Annotated in this window: 17 protein-coding genes; 7 read left to right on the plus strand and 10 right to left on the minus strand. The window is 61.1% G+C overall.

Translation table 11 applies throughout. The annotated features are described in order from the left end of the window. Positions 1 to 4 precede the first annotated feature (4 nt). From VJZ71_18795 to VJZ71_18810, 4 genes are all read right to left on the minus strand, one after another. On the minus strand, positions 5 to 391 hold the full coding sequence (locus tag VJZ71_18795; GenBank protein ID HKQ50132.1) for a DUF1844 domain-containing protein: 387 nt from the start codon (positions 389 to 391) through the stop codon (positions 5 to 7). A gap of 210 nt (positions 392 to 601) precedes the next feature. Continuing rightward, a complete protein-coding gene (locus VJZ71_18800) occupies positions 602 to 1,840 on the minus strand; it encodes an amidohydrolase family protein (GenBank protein ID HKQ50133.1) in 1,239 nt (412 codons plus the stop codon). 96 nt (positions 1,841 to 1,936) lie between these two features. Next, on the minus strand, positions 1,937 to 2,542 hold the full coding sequence (locus VJZ71_18805) for a hypothetical protein (GenBank protein ID HKQ50134.1): 606 nt from the start codon (positions 2,540 to 2,542) through the stop codon (positions 1,937 to 1,939). A 93-nt stretch (positions 2,543 to 2,635) separates the two neighbouring features. Next, a complete protein-coding gene (locus VJZ71_18810) occupies positions 2,636 to 2,998 on the minus strand; it encodes an STAS domain-containing protein (protein ID HKQ50135.1) in 363 nt (120 codons plus the stop codon). 95 nt (positions 2,999 to 3,093) lie between these two features. Here VJZ71_18810 and tsaB point away from each other — a divergent pair, with 95 nt between their 5' ends. Then, complete coding sequence (tsaB, locus tag VJZ71_18815) at positions 3,094 to 3,804, plus strand: tRNA (adenosine(37)-N6)-threonylcarbamoyltransferase complex dimerization subunit type 1 TsaB (GenBank protein ID HKQ50136.1); 711 nt, start codon at positions 3,094 to 3,096, stop codon at positions 3,802 to 3,804. 21 nt (positions 3,805 to 3,825) lie between these two features. Here tsaB and VJZ71_18820 read toward each other — a convergent pair whose 3' ends face one another. Continuing rightward, positions 3,826 to 4,008, minus strand: a complete 183-nt coding sequence (locus VJZ71_18820) for a hypothetical protein (protein ID HKQ50137.1) — start codon at positions 4,006 to 4,008, stop codon at positions 3,826 to 3,828. Positions 4,009 to 4,137: 129 nt separating this feature from the next. On the opposite strand from VJZ71_18820, the gene VJZ71_18825 reads away from it, so the two are divergent. The 6 genes from VJZ71_18825 to VJZ71_18850 all read left to right on the plus strand — a co-directional run bounded on the left by VJZ71_18825 (position 4,138) and on the right by VJZ71_18850 (position 15,914). Next, positions 4,138 to 5,184 (plus strand): GntG family PLP-dependent aldolase, encoded by a 1,047-nt coding sequence (locus VJZ71_18825; protein HKQ50138.1) that lies wholly within the window; start codon positions 4,138 to 4,140, stop codon positions 5,182 to 5,184. 345 nt (positions 5,185 to 5,529) lie between these two features. Beyond that, positions 5,530 to 9,063 (plus strand): methionine synthase, encoded by a 3,534-nt coding sequence (gene metH / locus VJZ71_18830; protein HKQ50139.1) that lies wholly within the window; start codon positions 5,530 to 5,532, stop codon positions 9,061 to 9,063. 652 nt (positions 9,064 to 9,715) lie between these two features. Further along, positions 9,716 to 12,505 (plus strand): hypothetical protein, encoded by a 2,790-nt coding sequence (locus VJZ71_18835; protein ID HKQ50140.1) that lies wholly within the window; start codon positions 9,716 to 9,718, stop codon positions 12,503 to 12,505. 619 nt (positions 12,506 to 13,124) lie between these two features. Beyond that, entirely contained in the window at positions 13,125 to 13,799 is a 675-nt protein-coding gene (locus VJZ71_18840; protein HKQ50141.1) for a carbonic anhydrase, read from the plus strand. A gap of 130 nt (positions 13,800 to 13,929) precedes the next feature. Next, positions 13,930 to 15,558 (plus strand): SulP family inorganic anion transporter, encoded by a 1,629-nt coding sequence (locus VJZ71_18845; GenBank protein ID HKQ50142.1) that lies wholly within the window; start codon positions 13,930 to 13,932, stop codon positions 15,556 to 15,558. A 137-nt stretch (positions 15,559 to 15,695) separates the two neighbouring features. Next, entirely contained in the window at positions 15,696 to 15,914 is a 219-nt protein-coding gene (locus VJZ71_18850; protein HKQ50143.1) for a hypothetical protein, read from the plus strand. Between the two features lie 12 nt (positions 15,915 to 15,926). Here the strand turns inward: VJZ71_18850 and VJZ71_18855 are convergent, their stop codons facing one another. From VJZ71_18855 to VJZ71_18875, 5 genes are all read right to left on the minus strand, one after another. Continuing rightward, positions 15,927 to 16,736 carry a phenylalanine 4-monooxygenase gene (locus tag VJZ71_18855; GenBank protein HKQ50144.1) on the minus strand — a complete coding sequence of 270 codons (810 nt, stop codon included), beginning with the start codon at positions 16,734 to 16,736 and terminating at the stop codon, positions 15,927 to 15,929. Positions 16,737 to 17,055: 319 nt separating this feature from the next. Further along, positions 17,056 to 17,982: a hypothetical protein gene (locus VJZ71_18860; protein ID HKQ50145.1), complete on the minus strand. Its 927-nt coding sequence runs from the start codon at positions 17,980 to 17,982 to the stop codon at positions 17,056 to 17,058. Positions 17,983 to 18,000: 18 nt separating this feature from the next. Beyond that, positions 18,001 to 19,296 carry a beta-ketoacyl-[acyl-carrier-protein] synthase family protein gene (locus VJZ71_18865; protein HKQ50146.1) on the minus strand — a complete coding sequence of 432 codons (1,296 nt, stop codon included), beginning with the start codon at positions 19,294 to 19,296 and terminating at the stop codon, positions 18,001 to 18,003. Next, positions 19,293 to 20,654, minus strand: coding sequence for a beta-ketoacyl-[acyl-carrier-protein] synthase family protein (locus tag VJZ71_18870; GenBank protein ID HKQ50147.1), 1,362 nt, complete (start codon positions 20,652 to 20,654; stop codon positions 19,293 to 19,295). Before VJZ71_18870 ends, VJZ71_18865 begins: the two co-directional genes overlap by 4 nt. A 21-nt stretch (positions 20,655 to 20,675) precedes the next feature. Next, on the minus strand, positions 20,676 to 21,155 hold the full coding sequence (locus tag VJZ71_18875; GenBank protein HKQ50148.1) for a 3-hydroxyacyl-ACP dehydratase FabZ family protein: 480 nt from the start codon (positions 21,153 to 21,155) through the stop codon (positions 20,676 to 20,678). Between the last annotated feature and the right edge of the window lie 30 nt (positions 21,156 to 21,185).

Raw genomic sequence — 21,185 nt, forward strand, 5'->3', positions numbered from 1 at the left:
GAAATCAGCCGTGGCGACCTGGTGGCGGCATGGGTGTGCCTCCGCGGACGGCCTCAACGTAAGCCATGCGAAGCTGGTGAAGCGTGGTGTCGAGAAGGCGCTTCTCGTCGGGTTGAAGGTTGCCGCTGGTTTTGCGATCCAGCATATCCAGAAGGTCGATGTGGTGTTTCGCCAGTTCAAGATTGGGCGGAATCTCCTGACCCGCCGGGCCGGCAAAGCCGCCGAGACCTACGAGGGCCTGCATGGCGATAAGCTGAACGAGACCGGCGAAACTGGCCTCGGGCATGCCCTGTGGCCGCTCGACGTCGGCGGTCTCGGCGAGGCGCGCTTTTTCCTGCGCGGCCTGGCTCTTCCAGTCGTCATCCACTTGGATCTTGCGGTCATCGGGCATAGGCTAACTCCTCCGCTGGGGAGTCTATCGCGGCTGACCTGAGAAGGGAAAAAAGTGGCCAGGGTCCGGTCGCGACTGGGGGGAATCGCGTGGATACCGGAACGCCTGGCCGAGTCATCCAGTTTACCCGCACGACGGTAAACAAAACAAGGGAAAAGGCGGGTCGACGGCGTTTTTTATTGGCAGTTCATTTACAATTAGGGTAATTGCTTAGTGCGGATTCCGGGGTTCTCGGCCATTGCAACGGCCGCCAATCCAAGTTGTTACCGGTGGATACTCACTTTCCAAGATGTTGAGGTTCGGGTCGCCGGAACCGGCCGGGTCCCAAGGAATGGCAACGAAGTCCGCATACTTGCCGGAAGCAAACGATCCAAAATGGTCGCCCATGCCCAGGGCGATCGCCGATCTTCGGGTCGCCATGTCGAATAACAGGCCGGGATCGACATCCGGTGTCTGACGATACAGATAACGCAGTTCATCGAGGATGGAGAGGCTGGGTGAACTGGCGAGGCTGTCCGTCCCGAGGCAGACATTTATCCCCAGAGAGATCATCTCCTGCCAGCGGTGTGGGGAATGACCAAAGAATGCATGAGTGCGGGGGCACCAAACGACCGAAATTGGCCCTTGCGAGAGGATATTGAGCAGATCATCGTCGGCGTAGTTGACGTGGGCGAGTAGGGGAGCGCGGTCAAGCAGACCGGAGCGGGCCAGGACGTCTCCTGCGGTGCGCGGCCGATCCGTTTGAGCGTTGGGCAGGCCAAAGCGGTCGAGGAAATTCGCCAATGGTCCGCCGCCGCCCTCCAACCATTGCCGTTCGTCGCGGGTTTCGAGGAAGTGCATGGTGAGCGGGAGGCGGTGCGTGTCCGCGAGTTCGATCGCGCCCAAAAGGTCGCTCCAACTGACGCTGTAGGGGGCGTGGGGAGACAGGCCGATCATGAGGCGATCGGGCTCCGTGTGCGTTGAGGCTACTTGGAATACTTGTCGGAGAGACGCCGCGTCGAAGGGGGGCTGGCTGGCGCCGCTGAAGAGTTCGACGAAACAGACTTTGCGGATCGGTGATCCGCGAAGGAGTTCGACGTTCATCCCGGTTCGGGAAATGTCGCCGACGCAGGTCACGCCCGCAGCGAGAGACTGCGCGGCGCCATCGAGCACCGCGGCGCGCTCGCCCTGAGCGGCGCCGGGCTGGCGACGAAGGGTCACGAGTTGCTCCAGCCATTCCCAAAGGGAGCCCGTAGAGAGCTTTTCCCGGTAACAACTCAATTCGAGATGCGTATGGGGATTAACAAGACCGGGCAGGAGGACAAGGTCTCCGAGGTCATGGACAGCGGCGCCGGTCGCATCCAGGTTGTCACCGACCGCGACGATTCGCTCGCTATCGACGAGCATTTCGCCAGATTCAATCGGCTCGCGATCGATCGGCAGAAGCCATCGTGCCCGGTAGAGGTCCATCGCTGCATTGAAAAGAAAAGCCCGCCGAATGCAATCCGGCGGGCTTAATGACTTTGACGTTTAATACCACAGTGCTCGAAATCGCTCCAGAGAAATTCAGGGCGTAAATTCTACGGTTTCCAGGATCGTAGCAAGAGTGGTCTGAAGCGAAGGATCGTCGGTTGTCGACAACGCGCTCATGCTGATGCCCAACCCATTGCCGTTGGAAAGGTTCGCCGAAGCAAGGTAGGTTATGAACGCCGGGTTGGTGCTGGCGATACGGAAGGTCCGGAAGGTGATATTCTCTCCAGTGGTTATGGAATTCTGCTCCTGACAGGTTGGCGCTCCCACGTTGTCACAGGAGTCGAGCCTGCCGTTATTGTTGGTGTCCAGACTCGGATTCCCCGCGATTTCGGTGGAGTCGATCACGCCGTTGGTATTGCAGTCCTCATCACACCCCGTGTTGGCGCCCGGCGGCGCCAGCACGACCGCGGCGATGTAGCCCGTCGAATTCTGGCGATAGCGGACGCTGACAAGAAGCTGATCATTGGGAAGTACCGTGGTGCAGGTGAAATCCGGGGGGATGGTCAGCTTGAACCCAAACGAGGACGCGTCAAGATTATTCGAGCACGGGACGCCGATGCTGGGGATCGGGGTGACGCCAGGACACGCCGTCGCCAGCAGCGGGAGACAAACAACTACGAGCATCAAGTTCTTCTTCATTTAAGCCTCATGGGGAAAATGGGGAACTCCGTTTCTCCATAATGAGCGAGGGACCGGATCGTATGGACTAGGAAAACGGAAGTCAAGAACGCGTCACAGGTTGACATGATGCGCCGCCAGGGCGGCCTTGTCGTCGGGATAGAACTTGAAGATCTTGTCGAGGTCGGTCAACGTGAAGACCTTCATGAGCTCCTTGCGGACGCCGCAGAGGCAAAGCGATCCATTGACCCCCTTGGCCTTCTTATGAAGCGTCAGGAGGATTCCCAGGGCGTGCGAGGACAGGAACTTGACGTTGGAGAAATCAATGATGATTTTCTGCTTGTTTTCCTCGTCCACAAGGCGGTAGAGATCTCTGCCTATCTGGTCGATCGTGGCGTTGTCCAGAATGGAGCTATCGGTGAACGTGACGAGGGTGATCCCCGCGTAGTCTTCCACCAGTAATCGGGAAGTCGACATCGGTCTGATGCTCCACGGTGAATAGGCTTGGGCCGTTCCCATGCCTTATCATTATCCTAGCGAGGCCCAATCTTTCACGCGAGGCACAAAAATCGATGCAGGCCCCTCGAATCATCGCCGTCGAAACTTCCAGCGCGACGGGTTCCGTGGCTTTGGCGCTGGGGCCGCGGCTATTGGCCGAGCAGTCATTTTCCGCGAAGACCCAGCATGCCCGTGAGTTGCTGCCGACGCTGGCGATGCTGCATGAAAAGTGCGCGTGGCAGCCGGGCGAGGTCGACGAATGTTTTTTGTCGATCGGTCCGGGGAGCTTTACGGGGCTGCGCGTGGCCGTGGCCTTTGCGAGGCACCTTTCACTGGCCGCGGGGGCCCGGCTTTGCGCGGTGGCGACGCTGGATGTGATCGCGGCCAATATGGTTTCGGTGCCACCGCCCCCGGAGCGGCTGGCCGTCATCCTGGACGCCAAGCGCGGGCAGGTCTTCGGAGCGACTTTTACGATGGTGGGCGAAGCGTATCGACGCGACGGCGAGGCGCGGCTGGTGGAGCCTGCCGTGCTACTCCACGAAGGATCGCGACTCTCGGTGATGGGGGAGGGGATTGACTATCATCGCGCGGCAGTCGAGACATCCGGCGCGGCCATCATCGAGCGAACTCTCTGGACGCCGCGCGCGGGCGGGGTCCATCGGTTGGGTTGGGAAATGTCGCAGGCGGGACTTTTCACGCCTCCGCATGAACTGATACCGTTCTATTTGCGCAGGCCGGAGGCCGAGGAGGTCTGGGAAAAGCGGCAGGGCAATCGCTGCGCATGAAGCTGACGAGGCCTGAATCGTTCAGATTGTTCCCACCACGAAGAAGAATTGTTGAATCAGCGTGTTGATCGGCAACGTGATGGATGAGATCGCGGTGCGGAGGCCGAGCAGAGCCGTCTCCTCACGACAAGTCGAGAGTTGCATGACGCTCCCTACGGTCATTGTGGCGAACATGATCCATTTCGTACGGCGAATTCGCTTCATGAGATTGCCTCGCGGCGTCCCGAAAGGCGCGGACTCGCACCCGGCGGTCGCCACCGGATATACTATCGACCGACCGGCGAGGACGCCATGAGGCGTTTGAGGCCCCGGGAGTGCGGGTGCGAGGCTGTCATGAAGTCCTTTCCCATTGACCTATCGAGTGACACTCAGACCCGGCCGACGGCGGGGATGCGGCAGGCGATTGCGCAGGCAGAGGTGGGGGACGAGCAGAAACGCGAGGACCCAAGCGTCAATCGCTTGCAGGAAATGGTGGCGGCGCTGACGGGCAAGGAGGCGGCCCTGTTCCTGCCGACGGGGACGATGTGCAATCTGATCGCCCACGCGATCCATTGCCGGCCGGGAGACGAGATTATCCTGGAATCGACGAGCCATCCGGCGCATTTTGAGGGCGGCGGGCCGGCTGTGCACAGCCGGGCCTCGCTGCGGCTGATCGAGACGGACAGTGGCGTGTTCACGCCGGCGCAAGTCGAGGCGTGCCTGCGACCGGACGATGCCCACTTTACACGGTCGCGGCTGGTGTGCGTGGAGAACACGCACAATCTCCGTGGTGGGCGGGTGTGGCCGTTGGGGGCGATTAGGGCAGTGACCGAGTGTGCGAGGAAGCATGGGCTATTGCTGCACTTGGATGGGGCGCGGCTGCTCAACGCGGTCGTGGCATCAGCGGTTTCGGCGCGGGACTATTGCGCGCCATTCGACTCGTGCTGGATCGACCTCTCCAAGGGGCTGGGTTGCCCGGTGGGGGCGGTCCTGGCGGGCAGTCGCGAATTCATCGCCCAGGCGTGGAGGCATAAGCACCTCTTCGGCGGGGCGATGCGCCAGGCGGGAATCATCGCCGCGGCGGGCGTGTATGCGCTGGAGCATCATGTCGACCGTCTGGCGGAGGATCATGCGAAGGCGAAGCAGCTCGCGGAAGGCCTCGCGCAGATCAAAGGGATCCAGGTCGACGTCGCCGCGGTGGAGACGAACATCGTCATGTTCGACATCGGCGGAACGGGTGTTAGCCGTGCGGATTTCCTGAAGGGCCTGGAGCCGCACGGCGTGCGCTTCAGCCCGCTGATGCAGCCAACGCGATTGCGGGCGGTGACGCATTTGGATATTCCGGGGGATGCGGCAGAAAAGGCGGTTGAAGCGGTGCGAAATGTCCTCGGCGGTCACTAATTGCTATACTATGCAAGCCGAAGCGTGATCATGGTGATGTGTACGAAACCAAAACCTTGTGACTTGGTTGCCGTCGTCCGCACCGACGAGTCGGCCGCAGTGCAGGCGGGTGATGTCGGCACTATCGTGGAGGTATTGCCGCCTGATGGCTTAGAGGTGGAATTCCTGGATCGCGTTGGTCGCACACGTTGCGTTTCCACTCTCAACGTCGCGGACGTTTTGGTCCTTAATCGAGAACGAACCCACGTTGGCTAAACGCGGTCCGATCCGGGCCGCGTCTATCTGCCTTATCCCAAAACGGCTAGAATATCGATTATTAAGTGTTGCTGGCCGAGGAATCGGATCGTGGAACATCCGCTGTTAAGAATCATGAGCGAGCGCGTCGTCGTCCTGGATGGGGCGATGGGCACCAGCGTCTATGCGCACGATCTGTCCGTGGAGAAGGACTATCGCGGATGCGAGAATTGTCCGGAGGTCATCAACCTCTCGCGGCCGGATGTCGTCGAGGCGATCCACGAGTCGTTCATCAAAGTCGGCGTCGATGCTGTTGAAACCAATACCTTCGGCGGGAACAAAATCGTCCTCGCGGAGTTCAAGCTCGAAGACCAGACCCACGCGATCAATAAGCAGGCGGCCCAGATCGCCCGGAAGGTGGTCGATCGGAATAAGAAGCCGGATCGGCCGCTGTTTGTCTTTGGGTCGATGGGGCCGGGAACGAAGCTGCCGACGCTGGGGCACACCACCTTCGATGTGCTGGAGGACAGCTACGCCGAACAGGCCCGCGGGCTTTTGGACGGCGGCGCGGATGCCCTCATCATCGAGACATGCCAGGACATCCTTCAGGCCAAGGCCGCGGTGTGCGGGGCGACGCTGGCCATGCACGAACGGTCGCGGCAGGTACCGCTGATCGTCCAGGTGACCATCGAAACGACGGGCACCATGCTTGTCGGAACGGAGATCGGCGCGGCGCTGGTGGCGCTGGAGGCCTATCCGCAGATCAGCGTCATCGGGATCAACTGCGCAACCGGTCCGCAGGAGATGTCCGAGCATATTCGGTATCTCGGGCGGTATTCGTCGCGGCCGATCAGCGTCGTGCCGAACGCGGGCTTGCCGCAACTGGTGGACGGCCGGTCGCACTATTCGTTGACACCGGCGGAATTGGCCAAATGGCTGCGCGAGTTCGCCGTTGAAGATGGCGTGAGCATCGTTGGGGGCTGCTGCGGGACGACGCCAGAGCATCTGGCCGCGGTCGTGGAGGCCGTGCGCGGCATTGTCCCCAAACATCGCCAGCCGATCCGGCAGCCGAGCGTCAGCAGCATCTATCAAGCCGTCACACTGCGCCAGGACAACAGCTTTCTTATCGTCGGCGAGCGCAGCAACACCAACGGCAGCCGCAAGTTTAAAGACCTTCTCGTCGCTGAAGATATCGACGGGCTCGTGGAGGTGGGCCGCGAGCAGGTCCGCGAAGGCGCGCACGTCCTCGACGTTTGCGTGGATTACGTCGGCCGCGACGGCGTCCCGGACATGGACCGCATCGTCTCGCGCTATGTGAAGGACGTGACCGTTCCGTTGATGCTGGATTCGACTGAGTGGCAGGTCCTCGAAGCGGGATTGAAGCGCGCCGGAGGAAAGTGCATCGTCAACTCCGTCAATTTGGAGGACGGCGAGGAGAAGATGCAGAAAGTCTGCCCGCTGCTAAAAAAGTACGGGGCGGCGGTGGTGGCGCTAACGATCGATGAAGACCCGGTCGAAGCGATGGGCAAGACGTGCGGGCGCAAGGTGGAGATCGCCCAGCGGATTCACGGGTTGTTGACGAAAAAATACGCGATTCCTGAAGAGGACATCCTCTTTGACTGCCTGACTTTTCCCATCACGACAGGCAACGATGCCGATCGGCGGCTGGCGCTGGAGACGCTGGACGCGATAGAGGTCTTGATGAAGGAAATGCCCCGGTGCGGGACGATCCTGGGACTGTCCAACGTGAGCTTCGGATTGGCCCCCGTAGCACGGGCGGTGCTGAATTCCGTTTTTCTTCAGGAGGCGATCGCGCGGGGTCTGACGGCGGCGATCGTTCACGCAAGCAAGATCCTCCCGCGGAACAAGATCAGCGACGAGCGCTGGGAGGCGGCGCTCGATTTAATCTACGACCGCAGGCGGGACGGACGCGATCCGCTGCATCACTTCATCGGCCTGTTCGGAGAGGGTGAGAAGATCGGCGAGAAGAAGACCACGCTCGCGGACCTGCCGTTAGAAGAGCGGCTTAAGCAGCGGATCATCGACGGCGACCGGATCGGGATCGACAAAGACCTCGACGAGGCGAGGCAGCGGTACAAGCCGTTGGACATCATCAACACATTCCTGCTCGACGGGATGAAGGTTGTTGGCGAGCTGTTCGGGTCGGGCAAGATGCAGCTCCCGTTCGTGCTCTCGTCGGCTGAGACCATGAAAGCGGCCGTGGCCCTGCTCGAACCGCACATGGAACGCGTCGCCGGGCAGAGCAAGGGGACCATCGTGCTCGCGACGGTCAAGGGCGACGTCCACGACATCGGCAAGAACCTAGTGGACATCATCCTGAGCAACAACGGCTATACGGTCCACAACCTCGGAATCAAGCAGCCGATCGCGAGCATCATTGAGGCGTTTGAGAAACATGGGGCGGATGCGATCGGTCTGTCGGGGCTGCTCGTGAAGTCGACGCTCGTGATGCGCGATGATTTGGCGGTGTTGAACGAGCGGGGGCTGACGATGCCGGTCATCCTCGGCGGTGCGGCGCTGACGCGGGCGTACGTCGAGCAGGACCTACGCGGCATTTATCATGGGCCGGTTGCGTATGCTAAGGATGCGTTTGAGGGGCTCGCGCTGATGAAGCGGCTCTCGGAGGGCAAGCCGCTTGTGGAGGAGGGCAAGCCGGTGATTTCCGCGGCGCGCAAGCCGGCGGTGGAAGCGACAATGCGCCGGCCGGGCGTCGCGCGGAGCGGCGTCGCCATAGACAATCCGATCCCCACGCCGCCGTTCTGGGGTTCGCGCGTCGTGGAACGGATTGATCTGCGGACGGTCCTGCCATTTATCAACGAAAAGATGCTCTTCGGCGTGCAGTGGCAGTACACGCCGGGGGGACGGAAGCGCGAGGAATACGAGACATTCATCAAGACCGAGGTGCGGCCGATCCTGCACACGTTGGCGAAGCGCTGCGCGGACGAAGGAATATTGCAGCCGCAGGCTATCTACGGTTACTGGCCGTGCAACAGTGAGGGTGACGAACTCGTCATCTATGCGCCGCTACCAGAGGGGACACCTTTCACTCAAGCCTCAAGCCTCAAGCCTCAAGCCTCTGAGATCATGCGCTTCACGTTCCCGCGGCAGGGCGAGCCGCCGCACTGGTGCCTGGCGGATTTCTGGCGGCCCGTCGCGAGCGGGCAGATCGACGTCGTCGCGTTTTCTATCGTGACGGTCGGCGGTCGTGCGACGGAGGTGGCCCGGCAGTGGTTTGAGCAGAACCTGTTCAAGGATTACCTGCACCTGCACGGACTGTCCGTCGAGGCGGCGGAGGCGCTAGCGGAGTTCATCCATAAACAGGTGCGCATGGAATTGGGCATTTCCGGCAAAGATGCCCGCGACATCCGCAAGTTGTTTCAACAGGGCTATCAAGGCAGCCGGTATAGCTTCGGTTATCCGGCGTGCCCGAACCTGGAGGCCCAGGCGAAGTTGTGGCCGCTCCTGGAACCGGGGCGGATCGGACTTTCGCTCAGCGAGGAGTACCAACTCGATCCCGAGCAATCGACGAGCGCGATCATCGCGCACCACCCCGAGGCGCGGTACTTCGCAGTCCGCGGCGCGCCGGCCGATCCGCAGATCGCGGCGCGGATTGGCCAATCTTAACTTCCTTCAGCCCGAACAAGCTTTACACGATGGGACTTTGGGATTGGAACATTCAGCTTTGGCCGAGAAATCCGATTGGGCAACGCGTTCCCTTTACGCGGCCAGCGTGGATGCCCGAGTATTTCTGGAGTCGCATTCGGATTGTGCGAGATTCCGGTCTCTGTGTAGGTGTTCTCGGTTTGGCTTGGTTCAACTTCTGCTTCTTTCAAAGTCGCTTCAGGCCATGGATGATGATCGCATTTGTTCCGATCTACTTGCAGGCGCTCTTTTATGCCTATTGGCCTCGTTACGTTCGTCGGCAGATTGTGCGTGAGTTGCATCAAAATGAAATGCTGATTTGTCCCATCTGTGGCTATTCGCTGGTCGGTTCCTTAGAACGGCGGATTTGCCCCGAATGTGGAAAGTCGTTTGATCCCGAGCAAGTTCGAGCGAATTGGAAGTTTTGGATCGAACATCGGCGGCTGCCGAAGAGATCGATCCCCTCAGCGCCGTAACCCACACGTCGCCTCCGATCGCCTGTATGACGCACGCCTATCAATACCCCGTGTTTTGCCTTGAGTTTGCAAACTCGAAACATTAAACTGGAGGGTTAGCCGCGGCGGGTTCTCACGTCGGGCGGGTCTTTCCACCGGCCCAACAGGAGCGGACCAAGATGAACAGCTTTTCGTTATTGAGTCTTATCGTCTCCTTGCTTGCGCCGATCCCCCTGCCGCCCGATCGGATCGAGCCCGTCGGCGTTGAGCTGCGCAGCGAGAAGGTCTCACCGGCGGACATCGACGTGGGGTTTGTCGAATCGATGGAGGACGCGATCGCCCGCGACCAGGCGCGGCCGCAGGAGCCCGACTACGGCCCGAACTACCGCGGTGAGGAGCAGGGGACCTGGAACATCCCTTCCGTTCGGGCGACGTATTTCCCGCGCTCGGGCGTACACAACCTCGTGAATAAATGGGGCGACACGCGGATGGGGATCGGGTTCCGCGGCACCGTCAACCTCGGAGGCGTTTACGTCAGCGGTCAGGCCGGCGCCGGCGTCTGGTCGACGGGGGTTCGTGCAGTTGGATATCTCGGAGACACGGCCGTCGCCACGACCGATTGGTTTCGCGATGTCGACAACACACCGAGCTGGTTCAATATTTGCTTTCAAGGCGTCGATCGCGTCGTCATCGAGGCCGAGCCGGTCATCAACGGGGCCGGCTGGTATGCGCTCGACGATCTGACGTTTGCCCGACGTGGCCCAGACGGTCGGCCACAACCCGACACCGTCCTGGACTTCGAGGATACATCGTTTGGCCAAAAACTCACGGGATCCAATTATGCGGGGTTAACCTGGGAAGTCGGCACCGGCCACTTCAGGGCGGCCGCGCCCGGGATTGCAGGGCCGCCGAAGCTGGTCGACCTGACCGCGGGGTTAGGGCCGCTGGTGCCGGGCCCGCGCGGCGGCGGTGGGACGCTGCCCATTCTCAGTACGAATTTTCAAGGCGTGATCCGCGGCCAGGCCAATTCATTCTCTTATCCGCCGGACACCTGCGGGGCCGTCGGGCCGACCCAATTCGTGGTCACGGTTAATCGAAATTTCGCGATATTCGACAAGTCCTTTGGGACGTCGATCGTCAATATGTCACTGGGTTCGTTTCTTCCGGGTTCGAACGGCGATCCGCGCGTGATATACGATCAATACAGCGGCCGGTGGTTCATCATCGTTTCGGATTTTTCAACACGGATCTACCTCGCGGTTTCAACGACCAGCGACGCCAACGGATCGTGGTTCAAGACGAGCTTTGTTGCGTCCACGGACGGCGACACCGGCTGTTTTCCCGACTATCCGACGCTCGGGGTCGATGCCGACGGGATTTACATGGGCAGCTATATGGTCGGCTGCGGCATGACGATCTTTGCGATCCCGAAGGCGCCGCTCATCGCCGGGTCACCCACGCTGGGGACGGTCTGGGCCTTTCGAGGGCTGCCTTATGAGCAGGCGATTCAGCCGGTCCACACGTTTGGCACGCCCGCCGTGGCGGGACAGTACTTCACGTCGGAGCAGTCGTCGACGCAGATTCGCGTGCGGAGGTTGACCAACATCACAAGTACCCCGTCGCTGACGACGGTCGCCGCCGTGCCGGTGCCGTCCCACGGCTTTCCGCCGGACGTCCCCTCGCTGGGCGGCGCGACGCCCCTCGACAGCATCGACAACCGCCACATGAACGCGGTCTATCGCAACGGTTCAATCTGGACGGCGCACAACGTCGAGGTGAGCGGGCGCGCGGCGGTGCGCTGGTACGAGATCAGCGAGAACACCATGACGACGCTGCAGGTGGGGCAGGTGGACAGCCCGACGCTGAACTATTGGATGCCCTCGATCATGGTGAATTCGGTCGGCGACATGGTGTTGGGCTTTTCGGGGGCCGATGCCACGCAATACGCCAGCGCATATTACACCGGTCGACGTGCGACAGACCCCACAGGGCAGACGGCTCCTCCGGCGTTGCTGCAGGCCGGTGTCGCCCCACAAAACAACATCGACCAATACGGGCGAAATCGCTGGGGCGACTACAGCCTGTGTTCGCTCGATCCGTCGGATGACACCAAGCTCTGGACGATTCAGGAATATGCCGCGGCGACGGATACGTGGGGCACCTGGGTCGGACGGGTTTCCTTTGCGCCGCCGGATATCTCAGGACCCGCGCCGGATCCCATGACGTTTGCCATAGCCCCGATGGCCCTGGGCACGACATCCGTAACGATGTCCGCGACGCCCGCCACGGATGCGACGCCGCCGGTGCAATACCTGTTCCAGTGCACCAGCGCGACGCCGGGCGGAACCAGCAGTTTCTGGCAGGTCGGCGAGACCCATATCGACTCTGGATTGTCGGCCAACACGGCATATTCGTATCGATTGGCGGCGCGTGACAGCAACACGCCGACGCCCAACCAGTCGGCGTTTTCGCCGGACCACCACGTGGCGACGTCGATCGAAACGCCCCAGGGTCTGGCGACCGGCGTGGTCGGAGTGGATTTCATCGAGTTGGTGGCGCTGGGCACGTTCAGCAATCTCTCGGAAGGCCAATCGGGTTTGTATTTCGACTCCCTGACACCGGGCGGCGACACGGGCCTGAATGTCTGGGTACAGGGGACGATGGCCACCGCCAGCGGTCTGATGCCGGACACCGACTACGAATTTGTGTTGAAGGCGCGCAATCGTGATGGCGTCGAGACGGCGTTGTGCGATCCAATCTCGGTCCACACGTATTGGGTGTCAGGAGACTGCAACAACGACCTGATATTCAGTGTGGAGAGCGATCTGGACTGCATCGTGGAGGCCCTGTTGGGCAACGAGACCAGCCCGCCGGGCGGGGCGCACCGGATCGACTTGAACTACAACGAGATCACGGATGGCGAGGATATCCAGTTCATCCTCGATTGCCTGCAATTCGGGGGGTGCTAGGCGTCGATGTTCCGATATCGGTGCGCGAACTTCTGACGTTGGTTGACGTATTGCCAGAAGTGGACTAGACTCCGCCGTTTTCGTGAGGGCGGCTAACGAGTTTCGTTCATGGTAGGTGCCTTCAGTAGGCGGAAACACGTGAAACGCGGACCCCAATCACCCGATCTTTTCTCGATGGCACGTTGCTGGGCGAGATTTGCCGGAGTCCTGGTCTGTTGCGCCAGCTTGTTGCCGCTGAGTTCCATTGGCCGGGCCGAGGCCGAGCGTGCTTCGTCGTCTGAGCCCGTGGAACGAGAATCCCGCGAATCGTGCGACACGTTCGAAAAACCGGTCCTTTCGCGAGTCCCCGGGGTCCGCTCCCTCGTACGTCTCCAACGCGGCTGCCTCAAGCAGGCGCAGCGCATTCATCGAGGACAAGTCCGCCAGCACTTCATGGGAGAAAATCAGGCCGTCGTGGATTGCGGCCACGATTATCGAAACGGTCTTGGCGCTCCACTTCTTTGTTGAGTCGGCACAACGCATCATTCGTGATGGTAATTTCGCCGCGGTCCGTTCGGGATCCGCGGCTCATGGATAGGATGGACGAGGCGTCGCGTTGCGCCGCCTCCGAGGATGTGTTATGCAAAAGCTCGTGGAAGGTGTACACAGTTTCCAAAAGGAAATATTCGGCACAAAGAAGGGTTTCTATGAACGACTGGCGAAGGGTCAGAATCCCATCGCCCTTTTTATCACCTGTTCGGATTCCCGCATCAATCCGAATTTGCTTACGCAGACCGATCCCGGCGATCTGTTCATTTTGCGCAACGCGGGCAATATCGTTCCACCGTATTCGGCCAAGGCCAATGGCGGCGAAGCGGCGACGATTGAGTTCGCCGTCTCGGGATTGGGCGTTCGAGACATCATCATCTGCGGGCACTCGCATTGCGGGGCCATGAAGGGAATTCTGGAACCTGATTCCTTGAGCGAATTGCCCGCAGTCGCCGAATGGCTCACCCACGCGGAGGCGACGCGTCGCATCATCCGTGAAAAATATCGAGAGCTTGAGGGCCCGGCCCGGTTGACGGCGACCGTGGAGGAGAACGTGCTGGTGCAGGTGGAGAACCTTCGGACGCATCCGTCGGTGGCCGCGGCGATGGCCCAGGGCAAGCTGAATCTGCACGCGTGGGTCTACAAGCTCGAGTCGGGTCAGGTGTTCGATTTCGATCCGGTGGAAGGTCAATTTCTCGCGTTGGGGGAGCAACCGGCGCGGGGCCTCGACGCCGGGCCACAGCGCCGAATCGATCGATCCATCTAACCGTTCATTTTTTCAATTTCGACGAGGGGCGAATCGCTGGCGCAGGAGCCGGAAGTTCGCTGCCTTGACAATCAGAGAAAGATCTCTGGTTTTTCCTAATCCCAAGATTTCACCGAGGAAGAGGAAGTTGATGTATCAAGATTCCAGTACTCAATCAACGATCAGTGCGATCGGTTCAAATCTCAAGCGCGATTTTCCGGCTTCGATCGTCGTCTTCCTGGTGGCATTGCCCCTGTGCATGGGCGTGGCCATTGCCTCCGGCGTTCCCCCGGCATTGGGCATTGTGACCGGAATTGTCGGTGGGATCCTGGTCGGCGCGCTGGCCGGAGCGCCGCTTCAGGTCTCCGGGCCGGCAGCCGGCCTCAGCGTGATGGTCTATGAGATCGTCGAACGGGAGGGCCCAACCGGGCTTTCGGGCATCGAAATCCTCGGCGCCATCGTCCTGATCGCCGGGGCGGTGCAACTGACCGCCGGTCTTCTCGGCCTGGGGCAGTGGTTCCGGGCGGTTTCCCCGGCCGTCATCCGCGGAATGCTCTCCGGCATTGGCGTGCTGATCTTCGCCAGTCAGTTTCACGTCATGGTGGACGACGCCCCGAAAGGCGCGGGCCTGGCCAACCTCCTGTCGCTTCCGGAGGCGGTGTGGAAAGGCGTCGTCCCGATGGACGGTTCCCCGCACCACTGGGCGGCGCGGATCGGCGTCCTCACGATTTTGCTGGTCGTCGCCTGGAAGTGGATCGTTCCCAAAAAATGGCGGGTGGTCCCTGCCCCGCTCGTCGCGGTCCTGGTTGCGACGGGGGCGACGGCGATCGGCGGGCTTCCGATCAAGTTCGTGTCCATACCGGAATCCTTCGTGGAATCGGTGCGTTGGATTACCCCCGGCGATCTCTCGCGCTTGCTGGACGGCCAAATCATCCTGGCAGGCCTGGCCGTGGCCTTCGTGGCCAGCGCGGAGACGTTGTTGTGCGCGACGGCGGTCGATCGAATGCATAAGGGGCCGCGCACGAAATACGACAAGGAGCTGGCCGCGCAGGGCGTGGGAAACATGGTCTGCGGCATCCTCGGGGCGCTGCCCATGACGGGTGTCATTGTGCGTAGTTCGGCGAATATCGAGGCGGGTGGGCGCACGCGCGCGTCCACCATTCTGCACGGCGTTTGGTTGCTCTTGTTCGCGGCGGCCCTGCCGTGGCTGCTGCGAATGATCCCCACGTCGTGTCTCGCCGCGATTCTCGTGTTCACCGGATACAAGCTGATCGACTTCAAGGCGGTGAAGGAGTTGGCCGCGTTTGGAAAGGGCGAGTCCGTGATCTTCATCGTGACCGTCGTGGTGATCGTCGTCGCGGACTTGTTGACCGGTGTGCTGGTCGGTGTGGGAATCTCCATCGCCAAGCTCCTCTATCTGTTTTCGCATTTGAGTATTGCGGTCGAGGATCAATTCGCCAGGAACCGGACGATCATTCGCCTCAAAGGGGCGGCGACGTTTGTCGGGTTGCCCAAGCTGGCGGCCGCCCTCGATCAGGTGCGCCCGAGCACGGAGCTGCACGTACACTTCGAGCGGCTCGATTACATCGATCACGCGTGTTTTGATCTCTTGATGAACTGGGAAACGCAGCACGAATCCACGGGCGGGCGCCTGGTGATTGACTGGGATTACTTGACCGCGAAATTCCACCGCGAAGAGCGCGACGAAGGGCCTTTGAAGGACGTCGCCCGCGGGCCGCTCGCGGCCTTGGAACAGCCGGAACCGGCGGGGCGGGCGTAGCCATTCCGGCGAAGGGAAGTTAGAAGGCGGCAACTCCGGGACGACTGGAATATTCCGCGCCGATGTCCCAATATCTCCGTGGCCGGCCGCTTGGTGCTGCTCGGTGCACCCGACGGACGGGCCCTGGAGACCATCTCATGCTCGCGGAATTCGATTGGGGCGTGGTGTTTCGACCGAATGTCATTGGCGTCATCATGGGCTGCCTGATCCCGATCGTCGGCAGCGTCGCCTGGGCCTGGCAGAGCATCGAGAAGGCGAAGTCGGAGAACGCCCTCAAGCGGTCTTTGGTGGAGCGCGGCTTGAAGGCCGACGAGATCGAGCGCATCCTGGCGGCGAAGGGGCCGAAGGATGAGTAACCCGCTCGCCGATCAGAACCGGTCCGTCAGCTCGCGCGTGGCGTCGATCAAGCCGGCCAGCGAGGGGATCACATAGAGCACGGGCTGCATTGATGTCGGGTCGTAGTCGTGCTCGATGACCTCCTGCATCACGAACGGCAACCGCCGGACGTCCGGGCTGAAGGCGTGTTCCAATTCCCCGAACGATGAGAACAGGCCCGCGCCGAAGGCCTTGATGTCGCCGCCTTCCTCAATCAGGCCGAATTCGATGCCGAACCAGTAGATGCGATTGAGCATGACCAACTGGTCGGGCATCGCCCGCCGCGCGGCGCGGCCGATGATCTGGATCAACGACACGTACTCGGGGTTCATCAGCGCCGGGACGTGCCCGATGACATCGTGGATGACGTCCGGCTCGGGTGTATATTCCGGGTGTGACCCATGCCGAAGGTACTGCGTGCACGGCATCTCCCGGTCGGCCAGGTGCGAGAAGAATTCGCGGAAATCGATCAGCCCCTCGGCCGGAACCAGCCGCAGACCGTTCCACGCGAAGAGCTTTCGGCTCAATTCGCGCAGGTTGGGGAGCTGATCGGCAACAAACCCCAGCCGTCGCCGTCCTTCCAAATAAAGCCCGCAGGCCCGCCGCTGATGGACCTCCTCTAGCCGCCGAAAGATGACCTTCCAGACGGCATCCTCCTCCGGCGTGTAGCGATCGTCGGGCATCTCTTCGCCGCCCAGCCGCGCCCTGCGGGCCAGGTTGAAAAAGCTCGTTCGGCGCTCGATGTAGGCCGGGTCGTTGATGCCGGGGTGCTTGGGATCCAGCCGAAGAGCCGTCGCGGGCATTTCCGCCGCGCCGGTTAATGGGGAATCAATGTGCTCATCGCGAAACATAAGTCACCTTTATCGGGTCGTTGCCATGGGTCGTTGAATCAAAACCAGCGCAGAACTGCCCCATACGGAAAAACGAGAATTTCAGATGGTAGAGAAAGAGATTTTTTACCCGCTAGCGCGGGTACTGGCCAGCCTGATAGGATGCAGAAAGGATGAAGAGTCCTTCGATCATGATTGCATAGTGTATTCCCTCTTCAGCGGTAATTCAAGATCGAGAGAGTTGATTTTGCATGCCGAAGCATGCTTTTCAGAATCTCACGCCTCACTCAGCTCATAACGCGAGTAGCCACGTCATCGAATAGGACACGCCGGGCCAGGCGCTGCTCAGGGCATCCGTGAACGGGTTGGCCCACATTCCTAACCCGACGATCAATGATATAGAAAGCGTGAAGCACGTCAGAAATGTTAGAACAAAAATCGCCACAGCGACGGCCCAGCCTCGACGTACTTTTAGATACGTATCCAGCCCAATCGCTAACGAAAGCACACATAGGGCCAACCCCGAGTAATCAAAAATGACGTTCCACAGGTTCAGGTCTATGCTCGGACCCATCCAATAGGATTCAAGGCACACCTGTCGCGTAACCTTGATGATAAGTAGCGGTACGTACGCGAAAACCACAATACGAGCGAGCTGTACTCGTCTTATTCGATATCGAGATATGGTTTGCTGAAAGACCTGCAAGTAGATCCAAAGAAAAAGGGCGACGACGACCACTATTCCGAATTCCTTGAGATACCAGATTCCCACCGATTTGATCGTCGCGAGCAGCCACGGGAGGAATTTGGCTCTAAACCGCCCGTACATTACTCTCATCAACATGATTGAAATAACAGATGAGGCAGTGGTGGTCAGTAAATAGATAACACTTACTGCCAATGCAAAGAGGGCCAACCCGACGGAATGTGGGACATCGGCGATCGAAAGACCTTTCCAAAGCCGCCAAGGACGCAAGCACAAACTCAGCGTCCCAAAGAACGATCGCACTGGCGTCTTACGCCACTGATATTCAAAGAGGGGGCTATCAATGCGCTGCTCGGCGCTAGCGACGATCCGTGGCCAGTCGAGTGACAGCCCGCACTCCGGACACCGCGAGCCGGTCAACATCCGCACGTTGTAATCGCAGCGGGGGCAGAATAAATCGAGCGTGAAGGTGTTCCAATCATGCGGGCTGGAGTCGTTGGGGACCTCGGCCATGGTTCCCCTGCTCGGTTGCTACGGCGCGAATGCTGTCACCACCAGCGTATCGTTCTGCCCGCCGAAGCCGAAGGAATTCGACAGGCAGGTGCGCACTTTGGTCTTGCGTGCCGCGTTGGGGACGTAGTCCAGGTCGCACACTGGATCGGGCGTCTGGTAGTTCATGGTAGGGGGGAGGACCTGGTCGCGGATCGCCAGGACGCAGGTGATCAGTTCGCACGCGCCCGCCGCGGCGATCAGGTGGCCGAGCATGCTCTTGACGCTGCTGACCGGGACCTTCTTGGCGATATCGCCGAAGACGCCGCGGATGGCGAGCGATTCAATCTTGTCGTTTTCCTGTGTGCCGGTGCCGTGGGCGGAGATGTAGTCGATGTCCTCGGGCTTCTTGCCGGCGTCGTGCAGGGCGGCCCGCATGGCCGCGATCCCGCCGCGGCCGTCCTCGTGAATATCCGTAATGCGAAAGGCATCCGCCGTCGAGCCATAGCCGACAATTTCGCAGAGGATCTTCGCGCCGCGGGCCTGGGCGTGAGTCAGCTCTTCCAGGATGAGCATGCCTGCGCCCTCGCCGAGGACGAAGCCGTCGCGAGTGCGATCAAACGGCCGCGACGCGGTCACGCACGAATCGTTGCGCGTCGAAAGGGCGGTCAGCCGATTGAAGCCGGTCACGCCGAAGGGATGGATCATCGAATGGCAGCCGCCGGAGATCATGGCGTCCGCATCACCGCGGCGGATCATGTTGGTCGCCTCGCCGATGGCCTGGGTGCTGGCGGCGCAAGCGGTCAACGTGTTGAAGTTCGGCCCCTCGACGCCGAAGAGCTGGGCGATGTGCCCGGCCGCCATGTTGGGGTCCTGCTCGGCCTCGACGATCTGCTTCAGGCAGGTGTAGGCGACATCGGCCCAACGCTTGGTGTCCAGGTCGTTTTCGGAGTAATTCCAACCCTCCACCGCTGCGGTCGTGAAGTTCTCGAAATCCAAGGGACCTTCGCCACCGCCGAGATAGACGCCGATGCGCGTTCGATCGAGCGACTTCGCCTCCGCGATCTTCGAGTCCGTCCAGGCGAGCTTGGCCGCGGCCAGAGCAAAGGCGGCCTGGCGGCTGACTTCCTTATGCAAGTCATAGTCCGACCCCAGGAACCGTTTAAAATCGAAATCCTTGACCTCGGCGGAAAACTGCGTCGGAAACGTGCCCGCGTCGAAAATCGTCGTCGGTGCGATACCGCTCTCGCCCTTGATGATCCGCGACCAGGCCGTCTCGATATCGTGACCGAGCGGCGTGATCCATCCGATTCCCGTGACAACGACGCGGCGGCTCATGGGTGATACCTCCGGACGACGAGGGCGGCGGTTTGACCGCCTGAAAGGGCGCCCGCGAGGGAGACCGCGACCTCCGCACGGCAATCGGTCGGGTCCCCGCGGACCACGTTGAGGCCGCAGGCCGGATCCACTTTGTCGGTATTGAATGACGGTGGGATGATTCCGCGGTGCAGGGCCATGATCGTGACCGCCAGATCGATCGCGCCGCTGCCGGCCCCGTTGTTGCCCAACGCGCCCTTCGTGGCGAGGACGGGAACGGTCGCGGCGGTGTTTCCGAGCGTCGCGCGGATTCCTGCGGCCTCGGAGGCGTCGTGATCGAGCGTTCCCACCCCCGCGGCGTTCACCAGCCCGACGTCCGCGGCTTTCACTCCGGCATCTGCGATCGCCTTGCTCATGGCGAGGTGATGTGCCCGTCCGTCGGCCTGCGGCTCCAGCCAGTTCTTCGCATTGACGGCCGCGCCGAAGCCGACGAGTTCCGCGTAAATTCGAGCGCCGCGCTTTTTGGCCCGCTCCAGCTCCTCCAGGATGAGCAGGCCGCCGCCTTCGCTGATGACCGCGCCCTTTCGGGCGGCGTCGAACGGCCGGCAGGCCGCGGTGGGATTTTCGTTGCAGTCCGTGACCAGCCGATTGAGGAGCGACTGTCGCAGCAGCCCCATCGGATTAATCTTGCTCTCCGCGCCACCGCAAATGCAGATGTCCGCCGCCCCGCGTTCGATCGTGCGATACGCCTCTCCGATGGCCAGGTGGCTGCTGGCCTCGCCGCAGGTAATCGTATTCGATGGCGCCTGACAATCGTGAACAATCGTGACGTGACAGGCCAGCATGTTGGGCAGGAACTTGAGCAGCCACAGGGGCGTGAGATTGCTCATCCCCTCGGTGCCCCATTTTTTCAGGCTGAATCCGCGATCCGCCGGCGCGTCGGGACGCTCCGCTGCGCTCGCCAGCGCTCCGGCCAGTTCGGTCAGGTCGGCGCAGATCAGTCCTGCTCCGATGTTGGCCCCAAAGCGGGTCGAATCGATATCGGCGCCTCCCTCCGCCTCGCCGCGATCGACCAGGCACTTGGTCTTGATCCCGGCGTCCTTGACGGCGTGATAAGCGGCAATGACGGCCAGCTCGATATCGCGGGCCATCACCTTTGCGGCTTTGCGATAGCTCTTGGGGACGCAGTCGGAGACGCTCCCCAGGCGGACCTCGCCGGCGATCTGCGAGGTGAAATGGGAAGGGTCGAAGGCCTGGATGCGGCCGATGCCGCAGCGCTTTTCGACGAGACCGTCGAAGGTCTCGGTGATCCCCAGGCCCAGCGGCGAGACGACGCCAAGGCCGGTGATCACGACTCGGTTCTTTCGGTTGCTGGGCATGAGATCTCGGTACCGGCCGTGCTACGCGTTCTGCGAGGAGATATTGTAGGTCCGTAGCAACGACTTGAAATCGTCCGTGAAGACAAAATTCTCCTCGGGGAAGGAAAGGCCGCTGAGGTTGTTATCGATGTGCGAGAAAACGATGTCGATCTCGGCCATCAGCTTGCCGTCGGCATAGACCTTGCCCGTCGTGCTGGCCGCCTCCGGGGAGACCTGCTCGATCTCGGCCTCGTAGCGAAGCTGCTCGCCGGGCCGTACCTCCCGCTCGAAGCGGGCCCGCTTGACCTTGGCCAGGATGACCTTTTCCGCAAAGTTGCGGGCCTCCCCGACGAGGATTCCCGCCGTCTGGGCCATGCCCTCGACGATCAGGCTGGCCGGCATGACCGGATAGGCCGGAAAATGGTCGTGCAGGTGCTCCTCGGCCAGGCTGACGTTCTTAATGGCCGTCGCCCGCAACTGTGATTGGAAATCCACGAACTTGTCGATCCAGATCCAACGCATGATGTTGTAGCGCGAGGGGAAATTGAACCG

It is taken from the genome of Phycisphaerae bacterium (assembly GCA_035275405.1).
Lineage (GTDB): Bacteria > Planctomycetota > Phycisphaerae > UBA1845 > UTPLA1 > DATEMU01.